Genomic DNA, 15,825 nt, shown 5'->3' with positions numbered 1-15,825 from the left:
GAAATTCATAAATTCGGTAAAACACAAAACTTAATATTACATGCCAAAGAAAATCAGATTAGGAATCTTGGGCGGGGGAGGAGACTCGCTAATAGGAGTGCTTCACCGCGTAGCCTCACAGATCAATGATAACTATGAAATCGTCGGAGCGGTCTTCAATCCCGATTTTAAGTCCAATATGGCTTTTGCGAAGGAAATCGATATCCCTACAAACCGGGTCTATCCCGATTTCGACACAATGGTCGAAGAAGAAATGAAACTGCCCGTAAGCAGACGTATTCAGGTATTTTCTGTACTTACACCCAATTTTCTACATTTTCCAATGGCATTAAAGCTGTTGGAAAACGGCTTTCATGTCATTTGCGAAAAACCGATGACCACAAGCTTGGAAGAGGCCAAAATATTACAGAAAGCCCATAAAAAGGCAGGGACGGTTTTCGCTCTTACCCATACGTACACCGGATACCCGATGGTACGGCAAATGCGCGAAATGATCAAGAAAGGAGCGTTGGGAAAAATCCATAAAGTAGATGCGGTTTATTATCAGGGATGGATCAATACGATCATTCACGACAAGAAGAAGCGTTCCTCGGTTTGGCGTTTAGACCCCAAAAAAGCTGGCATCAGTTCCTGTATAGGGGATATTGGGGTACACGCTTTCAACATGGTAGAATATACGACGGGATTAAAAGTGAAGTCGATATTAAGTGACTTCAATTATCTCTATAAGGATAATAAAATGGATATCGATGGCACAGTGCTTATTCGTATGAGTGATACCGTCAAGGGAGTCATCCGCAGTAGCCAAGTGGCCACTGGCGAAGAAAACGGGCTTGCCATTTCGATTTATGGTGAGAAAGCGGCTTTCAAGTGGGAGCAGGAGAACCCCAACTTCCTTTATGTCTTGAGCGACACCAAGCCTACCCAGGTTTACAAACCGGGACATGCATACAATACGAAGCTGTCTTTGGACGGCACCAAACTACCTCCAGGGCATCCAGAGGGTATCTTTGATTCAATGGCCAATATTTATTTGGGAGCGGCTAAAGCGATTCGCGGTAGAAAGTATAACGACGGGGAATTTCCAACCATGACCGACGGCGTTCGCGGCATGAACTTTATCGAAGCCACGGTAGAATCCCATAAGGGTGGAAATATTTGGGTAGATTTGGAAAAATAAATCAGTACCTTCCGCCAAGACTTGAACAGGCCCTAATGTATTTTTGGGCCTTTTTCTTTTGGTTTAGCCTCGGTCAAAAACCTTTTCGAACTCTTGGCACACTACGATCATACTCTCCCGTGGTACTCGTCCGAAGGGCTCCAGCTCTTGGGTATAGTAATCCCAATGGGTGCGCTTCCAATACGCAAGGCTTTTATCACCCTCTCCCTCCAAACGGGCATACTCCTCGTCGATGCTGAAGAAAGGTCTTAATCGAACCCTGGTAGTACGAACGATACATTGCGCTTTCCCTTCCCAGTCGGTTACGACCATAAAGTCTCCAATTCTAGGCAAGCGTTCGTTCCGATATTGGAGACCCAATAACGAAGGGGAAGTAGCCCGTTTGATTCCTTGCTTCACCAAAGCGGCACACTCATTGGCATCAAGTTCATTATTGCAGAAGTGAACCACTTTAGGGGCCTCCTCAAAGGCATGCTCCAGATGTTTGTCCAGATAATCTCCCCACATGTTCCGGGCTGACGCGTTTTCCATAAGTAGCAAACGTTTTGGGTCGGTTTTATATTGTTGGAATGGGTTTCGCTATGAAAACTTTCCGGCCTTGAATTCCTTCACTGCATGGTTTGCGGCCCTCGCGGTAAAAGCCATGTAGGTCAACGACGGGTTCACACAGGCGGAGGAGCTCATAAACGCGCCATCGGTCACATAAACGTTCGGCACCAAGTGCACTTGGTTGTATTTATTGACGATAGAGGTTTTTGCGCTATGCCCCATTCGGGCGCCTCCCATTTCATGAATGCCCAAACCCGGCCCTGTTTCTTCGTCATACGGCTGTATGTCCTTGAATCCTGCCGCCTTGAACATGGCAACGATTTCCTTTTTGATGTCTTCCCGCATACGGTATTCATTTTCTTTGAATTCTACATCAAAGGCAAGCTGTGGCAGGCCCCACTTATCCTTCTCCGTGGGGCTCAGCGTCACCCTGTTATCATCATAGGGTAAGAACTCCCCGAAACCGGTCACGCCGATTTGCCATTGCCCAGGCCGTAAAATGGCATCTTTCAATCCAGTACCGTAACCAAGCTCCGCCACCGAGGCCGACCAGTCCTGTCTACTTGCGGTTCCTTGGTACCCAAAACCTCGAAGATACCCATCCCGTTTCGTTTTTTCGTCAAGGTTCACAAAACGGGGAATATAAAAACCATTGGCCCGTCGCCCTTTGTAATACCTATCCAGATAGCCCTCTACTTTTGCCGTTGCACCCAGCTTGTAATGATGATCCATAATTCCACGGCCGAGGGCATCCGAATCGTTGCCCAAGCCGTTCGGGAATCGATCCGATTTGGACTGTAGCAATATTCCTACCGACGCCATGGCCGAAGCGCATAGGAAGATGACCTTGGCCCTGAATTCCAATTTCTCGTTGGTCTCGGCGTCGATGACCTTTACTCCTATCGCTTTTTTAGTGATATCGTCATATATCACCTCATAAACAATGCTATGGGGTCGCAAGGTCATGTTTCCGGTCCTATCGGCTGCGGGTAGCGTCGACGAATTACTAGAGAAATAACCCCCGAAAGGACATCCTCGCCAGCATCTGTCTCGATTCTGACAGGCCCCACGCCCTTCAAAGGTGGCATCCGGATCGGTGATATGGGCGGTACGACCAATCGTCATTACCCGACCATCTTCAAAGTTCTCCGAAATCGATTTTTGAAGTTCCTGCTCTACACAGTTTAAATCCATAGGAGGTAAAAACTTGCCGTCGGGCAACTGTTTCAGTCCCAAATTTTGTCCACTTACCCCAATATACTCTTCTACCGTATCATACCAAGGGGCGATATCCTTATATCGAACGGGCCAATCGACCCCGATTCCCTCTTTCTTGTTCGCATCGAAATCGATATCACTCCAACGGTAACTCTGTCGTCCCCACGTCAGCGAACGTCCTCCTACCTGATAGCCCCGTATCCAGTCAAAACGTTTGGTCTCGACATACGGATGCTCCAAATCGTTTACGAAAAAGTGTTTTACATCTTCTTTAGGCGCCCAATTCACACGGAGTTGTTTATGGTACTTTTTTTGGTCTTCACTTGAAAGCTCCCCCTTGAGCGGATAATCCCATGGGTCGTCGTTCATGGTGGGATAATCCTGTATGTGTTTCACCATGCGCCCTCTTTCCAACACCAAGGTCTTTAAACCATTTTCGGTAAGCTCTTTGGCGGCCCACCCGCCACTAATTCCGGTGCCGACAACAATGGCATCAAATTCCACTTCCTGATTCATATATATTTCCGATGTTAATTCTGATGGTTTTCCTATATTTATAACTTCCCGAAGAACAAGGTAGTTGAGAGGATTTTTTTAAAAACTAAATATAGCGTTTATTCTTAAAACTGCCTTGCGGTAGACCATATACAAGAATTAATAGATATAATACAATATGAAGACAATCAAAGGACCCGCCGTATTTCTGGCGCAATTCGTAGACAGCAAAGCCCCGTTTAACAGCCTGGATGGTATGTGTAAATGGGCGGCCGATCTTGGATATAAAGGTATTCAAATACCAACTTGGGAACACTTTTTAATCGATTTGGATACCGCGGCCGAAAGTCAGACCTATTGCGATGAGTTAAAAGGAAAAATAAATTCGTACGGTCTTGAGATTACCGAACTCTCGACCCATCTTCAGGGTCAACTGGTAGCAGTACATCCTGCCTATGACCTTATGTTCGATAATTTTGCCCCCGACGCCGTCAAAAACAACCCCAAGGCACGAACCGAATGGGCGGTCGACGTGGTAAAAAAGGCAGCTACTGCGAGCAGACGACTTGGAATCAAGGCACACGCTACGTTTTCGGGAGCCCTGCTTTGGCATACTTGGCACCCCTGGCCGCAACGCCCGGCCGGATTGGTCGAAATGGGCTTTGAGGAACTCGCCAAGAGATGGATGCCCATACTGAACCATTTCGACGAAGAGGGGGTAGACGTCTGCTATGAAATACATCCCGGTGAAGATCTTCACGACGGGGATACCTTTGAACGTTTTCTAGAGGCTACAGGCAACCATAAACGTGTGAACATTTTATACGATCCTAGCCACTTTGTATTACAACAATTGGATTACATTCAATATATAGACCATTACCATGAATTCATTCGATCTTTTCACGTGAAGGATTCGGAATTCAACCCCACCGGAAAAAAAGGTGCTTTTGGGGGTTATAACGACTGGGGAGACCGTGCGGGCCGTTACCGTTCGTTGGGCGATGGCCAAATCGATTTTAAGACCATTTTCTCCAAACTAACACAATACGGTTGCGACGTTTGGGCCGTCATGGAATGGGAATGCTGTATCAAAAGTCCGGAACAAGGTGCTCGGGAAGGGGCTATCTTTATTCAAGACCATATCATAGAAGCCACCGAGAAAACGTTCGATGATTTTGCAGGTGCCGAAGTGGATAAGAAAATGTTGAAAAAGATTTTAGGAACTTAACGAAAGGCTGAATTAAAATAACTACAATGAAAAAAGTGGGAATCATGGTTTTCTGCACCATCCTGAGTTTAGGTTGTAAGGAAAAACCCCAGGAGGCAGCTTCGGAAACCGAATCTGAACCGGTTGCCGAAACGAACGTGGAAATGACCAGTGAAACAGAATGGACGGTATTGTTCGATGGTACGTCCTTCGACGGTTGGAAGGAATATTTAAAAGATGGCGTTTCAGAGCATTGGAAGCTGGAAGATGGTGCCATGGTATTTTATCCTCCTGAAAATCGAGAACAGGGTGAAAGTTATAATTTGGTGACGGATAAGGATTATACCAATTTTATTTTGTCGTTGGACTGGAAAATATCGGAAGGCGGTAACAGCGGTGTTTTTTGGGGGGTGAAGGAAGATGAAAAATACAATCAGCCTTACGAGACCGGTCCGGAAATACAGGTGCTTGACAATGAAAGACATCCCGATGCGAAGGCGGGCCTCACGCATCAAGCGGGTGCATTGTACGACATGGAAGCTCCTTCAGCGGATGTTGCCCGACCGGCCGGGGAATGGAATACGATGGTCATTACCGTAGACCATGAAAGGAAAAGGGGCGAAGTGGTTTTGAATGGAGAAAAAATAGTAGCCTTTCCCGTTGGAAACGAACTTTGGAATGTAATGGTGTCGAAATCCAAATTTGCCGATTGGGAAGGTTTTGGGAAATTTATCACCGGGAAAATAGGGCTGCAAGACCACGGAGATCGGGTAGCCTATCGGAATATTAAGATCAAGGAATTATAAGTAGTATAACAAGAATAACATAAAAACCTTTCAATACATGAAGAGTTCACTAGCTTCTGCCCTATTACTCGCAATTTTAACGGTTTCTTGCCAAGAACGAACAAAGGAGGAACCGGCTACCCAAACATCGGATACTTCCCCGAAAGTCATAGTTCATGAGGAATATACGGGTAACGAACCCACCAAACCAGAGGAAACGGAGTTCTATGAACCAAAAGTTCCTGTGGTAGGTCCGGCTACAAACGGAAGGATTCCCAAGGACGCCATCGTACTTTTTGATGGAAGTAGTCTCGATGGATGGGTGCATTCACAAGATAGCACGGCGGCCAAATGGCATTTGAACGACGACGGAAGCATGACCGTTGCCGACAAGACCGGAAATATCCAGACCAAACAAAACTTCGGCGATGTTCAGCTACACATTGAATGGCGTTCCCCTGCCGAGGTGCAACGCGATGGTCAGAACCGTGGTAATAGTGGGGTGTTCTTGAACGGACTTTATGAAGTGCAGGTGCTGGACAACAATGACAACGATACCTATGTAAACGGTCAGGTCGGCTCTCTTTACAAACAGCACACCCCCTTGGCGATGGCCTCGGTACCTACCGGGGAATGGAATACCTACGACATCATTTACCATGCACCGGAATTCAATGAAGAGGGCGGTAAAATTAAATCCGGAACCATGACCGTCATACATAACGGAGTGCTCATCCAGGACCATGTGGAAATCAAGGGCACCACTCCTTACATTGGTTGGCCAAAAAATCCGCCACATGGCAAGGGACCCTTACTGCTGCAAGACCATGGGGATAATAGTCGGGTGAGCTATCGAAATATCTGGGTTAGGGAGTTATAAGATATAGAGTAAGGTTCTTTCGCTTATTCCCTACCCGTGTGATTGTTTTTGCCAGTAGGGATTTGCCCACAAAGAATTTTTCAAGAAACCCGATCACTTTGGCGTTTGCCGTTTTCATTATACCATAGAACTTCAACAGATGTGAAACCATCCCGATGCCAAACGTCCGTTCGCCATAGGTGAATCGCTTGACTTGTAAACCTATCATTTCCGTGTTGACAAAAAAGAAATGCCCAAAAGGAACCTGTGAAATTTGGTTACCTTTGCCTCAATCCTAAAATTAACCTATGATCCAATCCATGACAGGATTCGGGAAGCACGTGATCCAACTTCCCACAAAAAAAATTACGATAGAATTAAAATCCCTCAACAGTAAAAGTCTGGATTTGAACGCCCGTATGCCTCCCGCCTATCGCGAAAAAGAATTGGAGCTTCGGAAGATTATTGCTAGTTCGCTCAAAAGGGGAAAGGTCGATTTTGGACTGTATGTCGAGCTCACCGGTGATGAGACCAGTGCCCAAGTGAATGAAGCCGTCGTTCGCCAATATATGAACCAGCTAAGATCGATTGCCGAGGGCGATGATTTGAGATTGCTGGAGATGGCATTGCGTATGCCCGATGCTATGAAGACCGAACGGGAGGATATCGATCCCGAAGAATATAAAGACATACAAACCGCTCTAGAGGAAGCCCTTAAAGAAATCAACAGGTTCCGCTCGGAGGAAGGCAAGGTTTTGGAGACCGATTTTTTAAGTCGTTTGGCTACCCTTAAGAAATTACTGAAACAGGTAGCCAAAATAGATCCTGAGCGTTTAGCGACGGTCAGGGAGCGTTTGGAGAAGGCGGTGGCCGACCTAAAGACCGAAGTCGATGCGAATCGATTCGAGCAAGAACTCATTTACTATCTAGAGAAATATGATATCACCGAGGAGAAGGTGCGTTTAGGGAATCATTTAGACTACTTTACGAGCACACTTGGTTCGGATGATTCGAACGGAAAGAAATTGGGCTTCATCACCCAAGAAATTGGGCGCGAAATCAATACGATAGGTTCCAAGGCCAATTATGCGCCAATGCAACAATTGGTGGTACAAATGAAAGACGAGTTGGAAAAGATAAAGGAACAAATGCTGAACGTTTTATAATGGAAGGGGGTAAGTTGATTATATTTTCGGCACCCTCCGGAAGTGGTAAGACTACCATCGTGCGGTACCTTTTGGAACAACCCGAATTAAATCTGGCCTTCTCTGTCTCGGCGACTTCCAGACCCCGGCGTGGAAAGGAAAAGCATGGGGAACACTACTATTTTATGTCAGTTTCGGAATTCAAAAAACATATTAAAAACGATGATTTTTTAGAGTGGGAAGAGGTCTATCGCGATAATTTCTACGGAACCTTGAAAAGCGAGGTAGAGCGCTTATGGGCCGAGGGCAAAAACGTAATTTTTGATATCGATGTGGTAGGTGGTCTCCGAATCAAAAAGAAATTTCCCAAAGAAACGTTGGCCGTATTTGTAAAGCCCCCAAGTGTCGACGAGCTTAAGATCCGGCTCAAAAAGCGGAGTACCGAAAGCGAGGATAAAATAAACATGCGAATTGCCAAGGCCTCCGTAGAACTGGCCACAGCGCCACAATTTGATAAGATTATCAAGAATTATGACTTGGATACGGCCTTGAAAGAGGCCCACGAACTGGTGCGGGAATTTGTAGGGACCCCTCGGTTGGAAAAGGGTGAAGAAAAAGTATCGAAAAAGTGAAACGTATCGGTCTATTCTTTGGAACCTTTAACCCGATCCATGTAGGGCATATGGTCATCGCCAACTATCTGGTCGAATTCTCGGATCTTGATGAGGTATGGTTCGTGGTGACCCCCCGAAGTCCTTTTAAGACCAAACAAACACTATTGGAAGACCATCATCGCTATCAAATGGTTTACGAGGCCACAAAGGACTATCCCAAATTAAAACCAAGCAACATTGAATTCGACTTGCCACAACCCAACTATACCATCAACACGCTAGTGTACTTGGAGGAGAAGTATGGGGAAGAACATCGTTTCTGCCTGATCATGGGCGAGGACAATCTGAAGAGTTTTCACAAATGGAAAAATTACCAGGTGATCCTGGAACGGTACGATCTATATGTATATCCAAGAATTTCGGAGGCCAAGGTGCCTGAACAGTTCAAATCACATTCAAAAATCAACAGGGTCGATGCCCCCATTATGGAAATATCATCGACCTTCATCAGAACACAGCACAAAGCGGGCAAAAATATTCGGCCCATGCTTCCCCATGAAGTTTGGAATTATTTGGATGAGATGAATTTTTACCGTTCTTAAACAGGATTCTTCCGCGGACACCTTGATTCTACATTGCAAGTCGATGCGTACAACAACCCTTGGAAGGATTTCATAGTGTTAACAAGAGCTCGGACACTATCATCTAAGAAGGAAACAGCATTTAACGTGGGGCCTCAAAAAATCAATGCTTTCCTAATCCTTTACAATCAACGATTCTGCCCACTCAATGGCTTTCTCCAAACTATGGAAATTTTTTGCTGGCTTGTTCATGAACGACTGTTCCATTTGGGCGATATCATGATTCATTGGGTCATAAGTAACCACGGCATATCCCTTTAAATTAGGGAACATGGCAGTAGTCTTAAAATGAACCGTAGGGTTAAATGAGTACGAATTGATGCGATTCGTAATATAAACAAACGGAGTGGTATTACCGTAATAGTTTTTCGCCAATGCGAGCATTTCCTGAGCATTTTCAAAGCCAACGGCGACGCCCTCCTTGACTTCGGATATCATGAAATTAGGATAAAAGTAAAAAGATCCGATCTCCAAGTCATGCTTCTTAATAAGTTTTTTATCTGCTTTCGAGTCCATGCCATTCCTCTTTTGACCTATTAAAAGATACGAAATAGATTCAAAGAAACACAGCACCGTGAAATGAAATTGATAATTCTGGATAATTGGGATAATCGCTCTGGAAAGAAGGCACCCCAAGGTCGACGATTAATGGGTACGATATTATTCAGAAATGTGTAGCACTGTGTTTTTCCAACAGTCCTTCAGCCCATAAAAAGGCGCTGTCCAAATCATGAAAAACTCCTATCGGTTTTTTGATGAACAATTTCTCCAAAGATGCCAGCATGCGACGGTACCTGTTTTGGGAAACAATAGCGAAACCAATAAAATTGGGAAACATTTTTACGGTCTTACCATACCCTACGGGGTCCATTGAATAGGAATTCAACCGATGCGAGATATATACGATGGGTTCGGTTGCACCATAAAGCTGTTGGGCTATCCTGATAGGTTCCGAGGCATTTTCATGGGTGACGTGAACACCTTCGTAAAACTCGCCCACTACCATGTTCGAAAAAAACTTGAATTTTCCGATATCCAACGCGTGTTCAATAATGAACTTTTGTTTTGTGCCCCCCGTAATCTGCATGCGTGTGTATTAGTATAACAAGATACAATTTTACTTGAAAGATGATAAGATTTCAGGGAAGAAAATTAGGATTGTAAACTAACGGGATGCGACCCGCCTCTCAAAAATAAAAGTCGAAGACACCTAAAAAATCGTTTACCCGTTGACATCAAAAAGAATCACTTCATATTCAAAGTCTTTCATTGAACCAGAGACCTCTACATTCGTAAGGGTTACCGTATACAACGTATCCTCACTAACATTTGGCTGTATTCCGTTTGGCACCCAGACAATCGTAGGGTCTCCATAAGCGGGATCAAGTTCTTCCAAAGCCAGGGAAATGGGGTTTCCCATAGCATCTTTCATGCCTACCTGCGTATTACTAAAGTCCGCTCCTGCAATCGAAAAAGACCATCTTGCATAGGCAAACTGCCCGGGAGAATAGCCCTGTGGGGGCCATGAAATGAATTCTGGTGCATCTGAAGGGGGGCTCCCTGCATTACCGATAACCCAAATCGCATTGGCCTGGGATGTATTTCCGATTCCAATTTCCTGAAGCCGTGGCCAAAGAAGCCATCTTCGATGTCCTACCGGACCGTTGCTGCTTCCCGCATCACGCATATAGGAATCGATAGACTCGGCGTTTCGAGCGGTAGTCAATAATGATTTGCCCGCTGCCTCCTTTCCCTCAGGAGAGAAGCATTTCCAGGAATTTGGAGGAAAATGATCGAGCTCATTGTTGGCGTGCATCATTAAAGCGGCCGCTTGTGCCTTATCACTTTTGGTAGCATTCTCAGCAACCGTATTGTTGAGTCCTACCGCTTTTCTAAAGTATTCGAGGCGGGCAAAAATCTTATTCTTGGTAGCTTGCGGAACATCACCGGTAGCGCACGAGGGTTCATCACCGGTCCATGCCACGTCACCACTTTCCGTTTTGGAACTGGCATAGTAATCCTCGTACAATTGCTTGGCGGCCAAACGGGCCGTATTTTCCACAGGGTCGCCCGGCGTATTACCCTCCTCGGGAATTTCCTCCTCCTGCGAAATCACTTCTTCATCCACTGCCGTGTCGGATTCACAGGCTACTATGAATAACAAAAGGGTCAAGAATGTCGACTTGAAAAGACTACGTACTATATGTTCGGTTTTCATCGGACTTAATTTGGGCTTTAGTAATAGAACGGAAGTTGCTTTAAAAACTTGTATTTATTCGATGAGTTGCATCCCTATTCATCATATAATTAAGCCCTAGGTTTCCTGAGACCCAATAGAAGATTGCACAAAAAGGTAAGGTGCCCGTCACTGCCGTCAAAGAGGGTCTTCGAAGGGCACCTTACCCGCTGGCAAACCGATTAAAAAAGCTTATTGATAGGTTTGCTTTTCTTCCCTGGAATTAATCAGTTTGATATCCCTGGTGTTCTTCTGTACGGCGACGGCTGCGAAAAGGCTCAGGGTAAACGACATACCGTAGAACCCTTTTTCACTCAGGTCAATATCGGCATTCCACAATCCGATAATCAATAGGACAATCGAAGCCAATGTCGTAAACCAGCTAATTCCATAATACATATCCGTTACCTGAATCCCTTCTTGGCGGTCACGTACGCTTTTTTGTACCGATACCACGGAAAAAAGCCCGAATAGCAGAATAGTAAAGTAGTATCCTTTTTCATTCAACCACATATCGGCATTCCATAGGCCCACACAGTACGAGACCATGCCGATCAACAAAGCGATCCAAGAAGCCGAAACAAAGGCATCGGTTGGTCTAAAATCAAAGTCCTCAACTTTTTTGGGTTCCTTTTTTTCGTTAAGCATTGCATTTTCCATAATACGCTATTTTAAGGTTTCAATTCGGGGACAAAGTTGTTCTACAATCTGGGAACAGCATAATCAAAATAATTCAAAAACTTACGATTTAAAATGGTCATTATTGCTTAAATCTCTATTTTTTAGTAGCTTCAATCAGTAAAATACCCATGATTTAATGAAGGAAACATCGGCTTTAATCGAAATGCTGACCAAGGAAGAACGGAAAGAGTTCATCCTTCATCTAAAAAGAAAAAACCGTAGGAGCGATACCAAGAATATCCTGCTTTTTAAGCTTTTGGCTGCTGGCCAAACGGAAGCGTTGGATGTAAAGGTCTACGATAAACCGGCAAGGAACGCCTACCATGCACTTAGTAAAAGATTGCGTGACTGTTTGATCGATTTTATCGCTGCCAAAAGTTTTTCAAACGAGACATCGGAAGAACAGGAGCTTTTAAAGCTACTTCTGGCTGCTCGTATTCTTTTTGAACGCAAGCAATACAAAATTGCCTTTAAAACTCTTGAAAAGGCCGAGAAAAATGCCCATAGGATAGATGCATACTCCATTCTTAATGAAATCTACCACACCAAAATACAATATGCCCATTTGAACGCGAATTGGAATCTATCGGATGTCATGGCAGCGTCGGAAGCCAATAGTAAACTATTTCAAAAGGACTTTCAGCTGAACATAACCTATGCCAGCATCAAAAGGGATTTGAAGAACGATGAGGACAAGGCTATCAATGAAATTATCAAGGATGCATTTTCGGAATTTCGCATTGAAATCGACGAAACACTTACTTATAAGTCGCTTTTCCAGCTCATGGAAATCACTTCGACCGTCGCCAAACTACAGACTGATTACCACACGATTTCACCCTATATGAAAGAAATGTACCAAATCATCCGAAAGAAAGGTACACTGGGCGATAAACACCGCTACTATCATATCAAGATCCTTAACCTTATGGCGATTGCAAGTTTCAGAAACAAACAATTTGAGGAAGCGAATGATTTCGCCCTACAGATGGAAAAAGAGATGATCAAGGGGCCCCAGACCTATTATAACAGGTTCTTGGAACAACTTACCATCATTCAAGCTTTGAACCTGAACTATACGGAGCAGCCCGATGAGGCCCTCTCCCTGCTCCAAGAATTTCCGGGAGACTCTTTGGATATAAAACTTGTTCAACTCATGTGCCTTTTTCAGCAGGAACGATTTAAGGAAGCTTATACCCAATTTCTTGAACTACATCACAGCGATGATTGGTATGAGAAAAAAAAGGGTTGGCAATGGGTACTGAAAAAAAATTTGATTGAAATTCTACTACTGATCGAAATCGATAAGTTGGACCTTGTGCTTTTGAGAATACAACGATTCAAAAGGCGGTTTCCAAAAAAACTGCGAGACCAAGGGGAGGAACGGGTTTTAATCTTTCTCGATTTCGTTGGGCGCTATTATGAAAATCCAATGATAGTGTCCACCGCTGCTTTTCGAGCAAAGGTCGAGAACGCCTTTGAATGGTTGGCTCCTGAACAAGAGGACATTTTTGTGATGAGTTTTTATGCATGGCTCAAAGCCAAAATGGAAGGGAAAAACCTGTACCGCACTACCCTCGAGCTGGTAAGGCGAACTGTCGATTGAATTTTGAATCAGCTTCAAAGGGAAGTACCCTTAGTGAGTACATCGGTACCCAAATAGGTGTTATCTTTATTGAAATACCATGCTCGTGTCTTGGGCATTTTAATAGTTGAGACTTCCTCGATGCCATCCAATACTATGTATTCCCCGTCGTTTTTTGATTCGTCATGGAAAAATTGATAGCCCTCCATGGCATAGGTCCCAGGGTCGAAATAAAAATACCAGGTGTCTTTCCCAACCTCTTCATCATAGCTTACTTTCAGTACTAGGTATTCTTTATCCTTAAATATTTTGGTCTGTACGTTTGGGTCAATGATGGTTCCAGGATCTTTAAGTTTCATAGGAAGGCCATAGAGATAGGTATAATAGTCTTTCATCATATTCGCCCGTTCACAGGTCAAACGATGTGTTTTTGCATCCTCATCGGAAAATGTGCTACTACCGTTAAGAGCCAACGTGCACTTCCCTTTATCTAAGGTTTGGTCCAATCGCACCCCCTCTTTGATAGCAGTAAGTTTGAAATATTGTTTGGGAAGGTCGATGACGATATCACTGATCCTTTCTTTTTGGTCAGGCGTTTTCATCGTAATTGATAGGATTCCTTGAAACGAAATCCACTCATTGTTCGGGTCGTGATACTGGATGGCCCTCTCCAAAAGTTCAGTACCGGAGATTTGCTGGGCTGATGTCTTAACGAAATAAAGAGCCCATAAGATGATAATTATATATTTCATTATTTGTAATCTATTTTTTCAAAAGATACTCCTTATTGTCTAATTTACTTTAAATTGAACAACTGTTAACACTATTTATAAAGAACGGCCAATCCTAAAATGGAATACGGTTTTACCGACATACTTCGCTTACTTGGTTCTTTAGGGTTATTTCTATTTGGAATGAAGGTGATGAGCGACGCACTTATGAGCCTAGCGGGGAAAAAAATGCGATCCATATTGGCCACCATGACCTCCAACCGATTCCTTGGGGTTACCACCGGATTTTTGATCACCGCTATCATTCAATCTTCTTCGGCCACTACTTTGATGGTCGTGAGTTTTTCAAATGCCTCACTTTTGACACTAACCGAATCGATTAGTGTAATTATGGGAGCCAATATTGGTACTACTATCACGGCATGGTTGATCACTATCCTTGGCTTCAAAGTAAGTATGAGTGCCATCGCGCTGCCCCTTGTTGGTTTTGGTTTCGCCTTTACATTCGCCAAAAAAGAGCACCTTAAAAACTGGGGTGGGTTTATTATCGGATTCGCCATACTCTTTATCGGATTACAGTTCTTGAAGGAAGCGATGCCCAATATCAATGATAATCCGGAAATACTTGAGTTTTTGAGGCGGTATACCGATTTAGGGTTTTGGTCCGTACTCCTTTTTTTATTGATAGGCACCGTTTTAACATTGGTCATTCAATCCTCAAGTGCGACCATGGCATTGACACTGATTATGACCGCTCAAGGGTGGATACCGTTCGAAATGGCTGCCGCCATGGTGTTGGGGGAAAATATTGGCACCACGATTACGGCCAATATTGCGGCACTCGTCGCCAATTACCACGCCAAAAGGACAGCCAGGGCACATCTTGTCTTCAATGTAATCGGCGTACTTTGGATGCTGATTCTTTTTTATCCATTTTTAAGAATGGTCAATTGGTTGGTACTTAGCTTGGGATCGGAATCTCCTTTCACGAATGCAGCCGCTATCCCTGTTGCCATCTCACTTTTCCACACTATTTTTAATGTTTTGAACACTTTTTTATTGCTGTGGTTTATCAAACCAATAGCAAAGCTCGTTGAAAAAATGGTGGCGGTAAAACTGGTTGACCAAAAGCCTGTAGAAGAACCAAAATTTCTGAACGAGAAAATTCTTCGTTATCCTGAGACCGCCATAGCATCACTCCTGAAAGAATCAAAGTATTTGTACGAACACGCGGTTTTTGAAATCGTAACCCATGCATTGAATATTCATAGGGCCGATATCTTGTCCGATATCAAGCCGAAAATGGTGGTCGCAAAATCAAAAGAGCCACTAGAAATAGATGTACGACAACTCTATTTGACCAAGGTAAAAACGATTTATGGCGAAATCATACGTTACGCCTCTACGGCGCAAAGTACGCTCCCAATTAGTAAAGAACAGAATGACCGTATTTTGGAACTAAAGGTCGCCAATCGAAAAATGGTACAAATCATAAAGGATGTGGGGGATTTAAGCCGAAATATTTCCAAATACTTAGCGTCTGACAATAGGCATATCAGCAAGGAATATGATCGCTTTCGCAAGAAGGTGGTTAGAATACTTCGAATAATCCATCTTTTCAGAACTTCGGATGACAGTGAAAAACACTATCAAAAAATAATGGGCATTAAGGAGGATATCGAGAATAAAAAGGTCAGGGGAAACCTGCGCATCGATAAACTGATCAGGGGAAATCTGATTACCGTAGACATGGCTTCTTCCCTAGTAAATGACAATGATCACGTAAACGACATTATTGACAACCTCATCACGGTAGCGGAACTTTTATATCTCAAGAAAGATTTGCTTTTAGAAAGTGAAAACGAAACGAAGACTACCGTTACCACGGCTTAATAA

General features: G+C 44.0%; 16 protein-coding genes. 9 read left to right on the top strand and 7 right to left on the bottom strand.

Going from position 1 to position 15,825, the window contains the following annotated elements:
- The first annotated feature begins 40 nt into the window (after positions 1-40).
- A complete protein-coding gene (locus FK220_RS13850; protein WP_152574941.1) occupies positions 41-1,180 on the top strand; it encodes a Gfo/Idh/MocA family protein in 1,140 nt (379 codons plus the stop codon).
- Positions 1,181-1,243: 63 nt separating this feature from the next.
- Here FK220_RS13850 and FK220_RS13845 read toward each other — a convergent pair whose 3' ends face one another.
- Both FK220_RS13845 and FK220_RS13840 read right to left on the bottom strand, forming a co-directional pair.
- Positions 1,244-1,711 carry an ASCH domain-containing protein gene (locus FK220_RS13845; protein ID WP_152574940.1) on the bottom strand — a complete coding sequence of 156 codons (468 nt, stop codon included), beginning with the start codon at positions 1,709-1,711 and terminating at the stop codon, positions 1,244-1,246.
- Between the two features lie 48 nt (positions 1,712-1,759).
- Positions 1,760-3,463 (bottom strand): GMC oxidoreductase, encoded by a 1,704-nt coding sequence (locus tag FK220_RS13840; RefSeq protein ID WP_152574939.1) that lies wholly within the window; start codon positions 3,461-3,463, stop codon positions 1,760-1,762.
- A 157-nt stretch (positions 3,464-3,620) separates the two neighbouring features.
- Here FK220_RS13840 and FK220_RS13835 point away from each other — a divergent pair, with 157 nt between their 5' ends.
- The 6 genes from FK220_RS13835 (at position 3,621) to nadD (ending at position 8,657) form a co-directional block, all read left to right on the top strand.
- The gene (locus tag FK220_RS13835; RefSeq protein ID WP_152574938.1) at positions 3,621-4,673 is read left to right on the top strand and encodes a sugar phosphate isomerase/epimerase family protein; all 1,053 of its coding nucleotides are present in this window, start codon (positions 3,621-3,623) and stop codon (positions 4,671-4,673) included.
- 26 nt (positions 4,674-4,699) lie between these two features.
- Entirely contained in the window at positions 4,700-5,458 is a 759-nt protein-coding gene (locus FK220_RS13830; RefSeq protein ID WP_152574937.1) for a 3-keto-disaccharide hydrolase, read from the top strand.
- Positions 5,459-5,495: 37 nt separating this feature from the next.
- Positions 5,496-6,317 (top strand): 3-keto-disaccharide hydrolase, encoded by an 822-nt coding sequence (locus tag FK220_RS13825; RefSeq protein ID WP_152574936.1) that lies wholly within the window; start codon positions 5,496-5,498, stop codon positions 6,315-6,317.
- 287 nt (positions 6,318-6,604) lie between these two features.
- On the top strand, positions 6,605-7,462 hold the full coding sequence (locus tag FK220_RS13820; RefSeq protein WP_152574935.1) for a YicC/YloC family endoribonuclease: 858 nt from the start codon (positions 6,605-6,607) through the stop codon (positions 7,460-7,462).
- A complete protein-coding gene (gene gmk, locus FK220_RS13815) occupies positions 7,462-8,073 on the top strand; it encodes a guanylate kinase (RefSeq protein WP_152574934.1) in 612 nt (203 codons plus the stop codon). The genes FK220_RS13820 and gmk overlap by 1 nt, the downstream gene beginning before the upstream one ends.
- Positions 8,070-8,657, top strand: a complete 588-nt coding sequence (gene nadD / locus FK220_RS13810; RefSeq protein ID WP_152574933.1) for a nicotinate (nicotinamide) nucleotide adenylyltransferase — start codon at positions 8,070-8,072, stop codon at positions 8,655-8,657. Before gmk ends, nadD begins: the two co-directional genes overlap by 4 nt.
- A gap of 153 nt (positions 8,658-8,810) precedes the next feature.
- Here nadD and FK220_RS13805 read toward each other — a convergent pair whose 3' ends face one another.
- From FK220_RS13805 to yiaA, 4 genes are all read right to left on the bottom strand, one after another.
- Complete coding sequence (locus FK220_RS13805; protein WP_152574932.1) at positions 8,811-9,212, bottom strand: hypothetical protein; 402 nt, start codon at positions 9,210-9,212, stop codon at positions 8,811-8,813.
- Between the two features lie 148 nt (positions 9,213-9,360).
- Complete coding sequence (locus FK220_RS13800; protein WP_152574931.1) at positions 9,361-9,783, bottom strand: hypothetical protein; 423 nt, start codon at positions 9,781-9,783, stop codon at positions 9,361-9,363.
- 135 nt (positions 9,784-9,918) lie between these two features.
- The gene (locus FK220_RS13795) at positions 9,919-10,914 is read right to left on the bottom strand and encodes a CAP domain-containing protein (protein WP_152574930.1); all 996 of its coding nucleotides are present in this window, start codon (positions 10,912-10,914) and stop codon (positions 9,919-9,921) included.
- Between the two features lie 210 nt (positions 10,915-11,124).
- Positions 11,125-11,592 carry an inner membrane protein YiaA gene (yiaA, locus tag FK220_RS13790; RefSeq protein WP_152574929.1) on the bottom strand — a complete coding sequence of 156 codons (468 nt, stop codon included), beginning with the start codon at positions 11,590-11,592 and terminating at the stop codon, positions 11,125-11,127.
- Between the two features lie 157 nt (positions 11,593-11,749).
- Between yiaA and FK220_RS13785 the strand changes: the two genes are divergently transcribed.
- Entirely contained in the window at positions 11,750-13,219 is a 1,470-nt protein-coding gene (locus FK220_RS13785; protein WP_152574928.1) for a hypothetical protein, read from the top strand.
- Positions 13,220-13,233: 14 nt separating this feature from the next.
- On the opposite strand, the gene FK220_RS13780 is transcribed toward FK220_RS13785, so the two are convergent.
- Positions 13,234-13,950 carry a DUF6503 family protein gene (locus tag FK220_RS13780; RefSeq protein WP_152574927.1) on the bottom strand — a complete coding sequence of 239 codons (717 nt, stop codon included), beginning with the start codon at positions 13,948-13,950 and terminating at the stop codon, positions 13,234-13,236.
- Positions 13,951-14,121: 171 nt separating this feature from the next.
- Here FK220_RS13780 and FK220_RS13775 point away from each other — a divergent pair, with 171 nt between their 5' ends.
- Positions 14,122-15,822, top strand: a complete 1,701-nt coding sequence (locus FK220_RS13775) for a Na/Pi cotransporter family protein (protein WP_238719027.1) — start codon at positions 14,122-14,124, stop codon at positions 15,820-15,822.
- Positions 15,823-15,825: the final 3 nt, after the last annotated feature.

The organism is Pelagihabitans pacificus, assembly GCF_009371985.2.
GTDB classification, from domain to species: Bacteria; Bacteroidota; Bacteroidia; order Flavobacteriales; family Flavobacteriaceae; genus Pelagihabitans; species Pelagihabitans pacificus.
The sequence above is the reverse complement of the archived record's forward strand: the minus strand, read 5'-3'. Positions and strand labels throughout refer to the sequence as shown.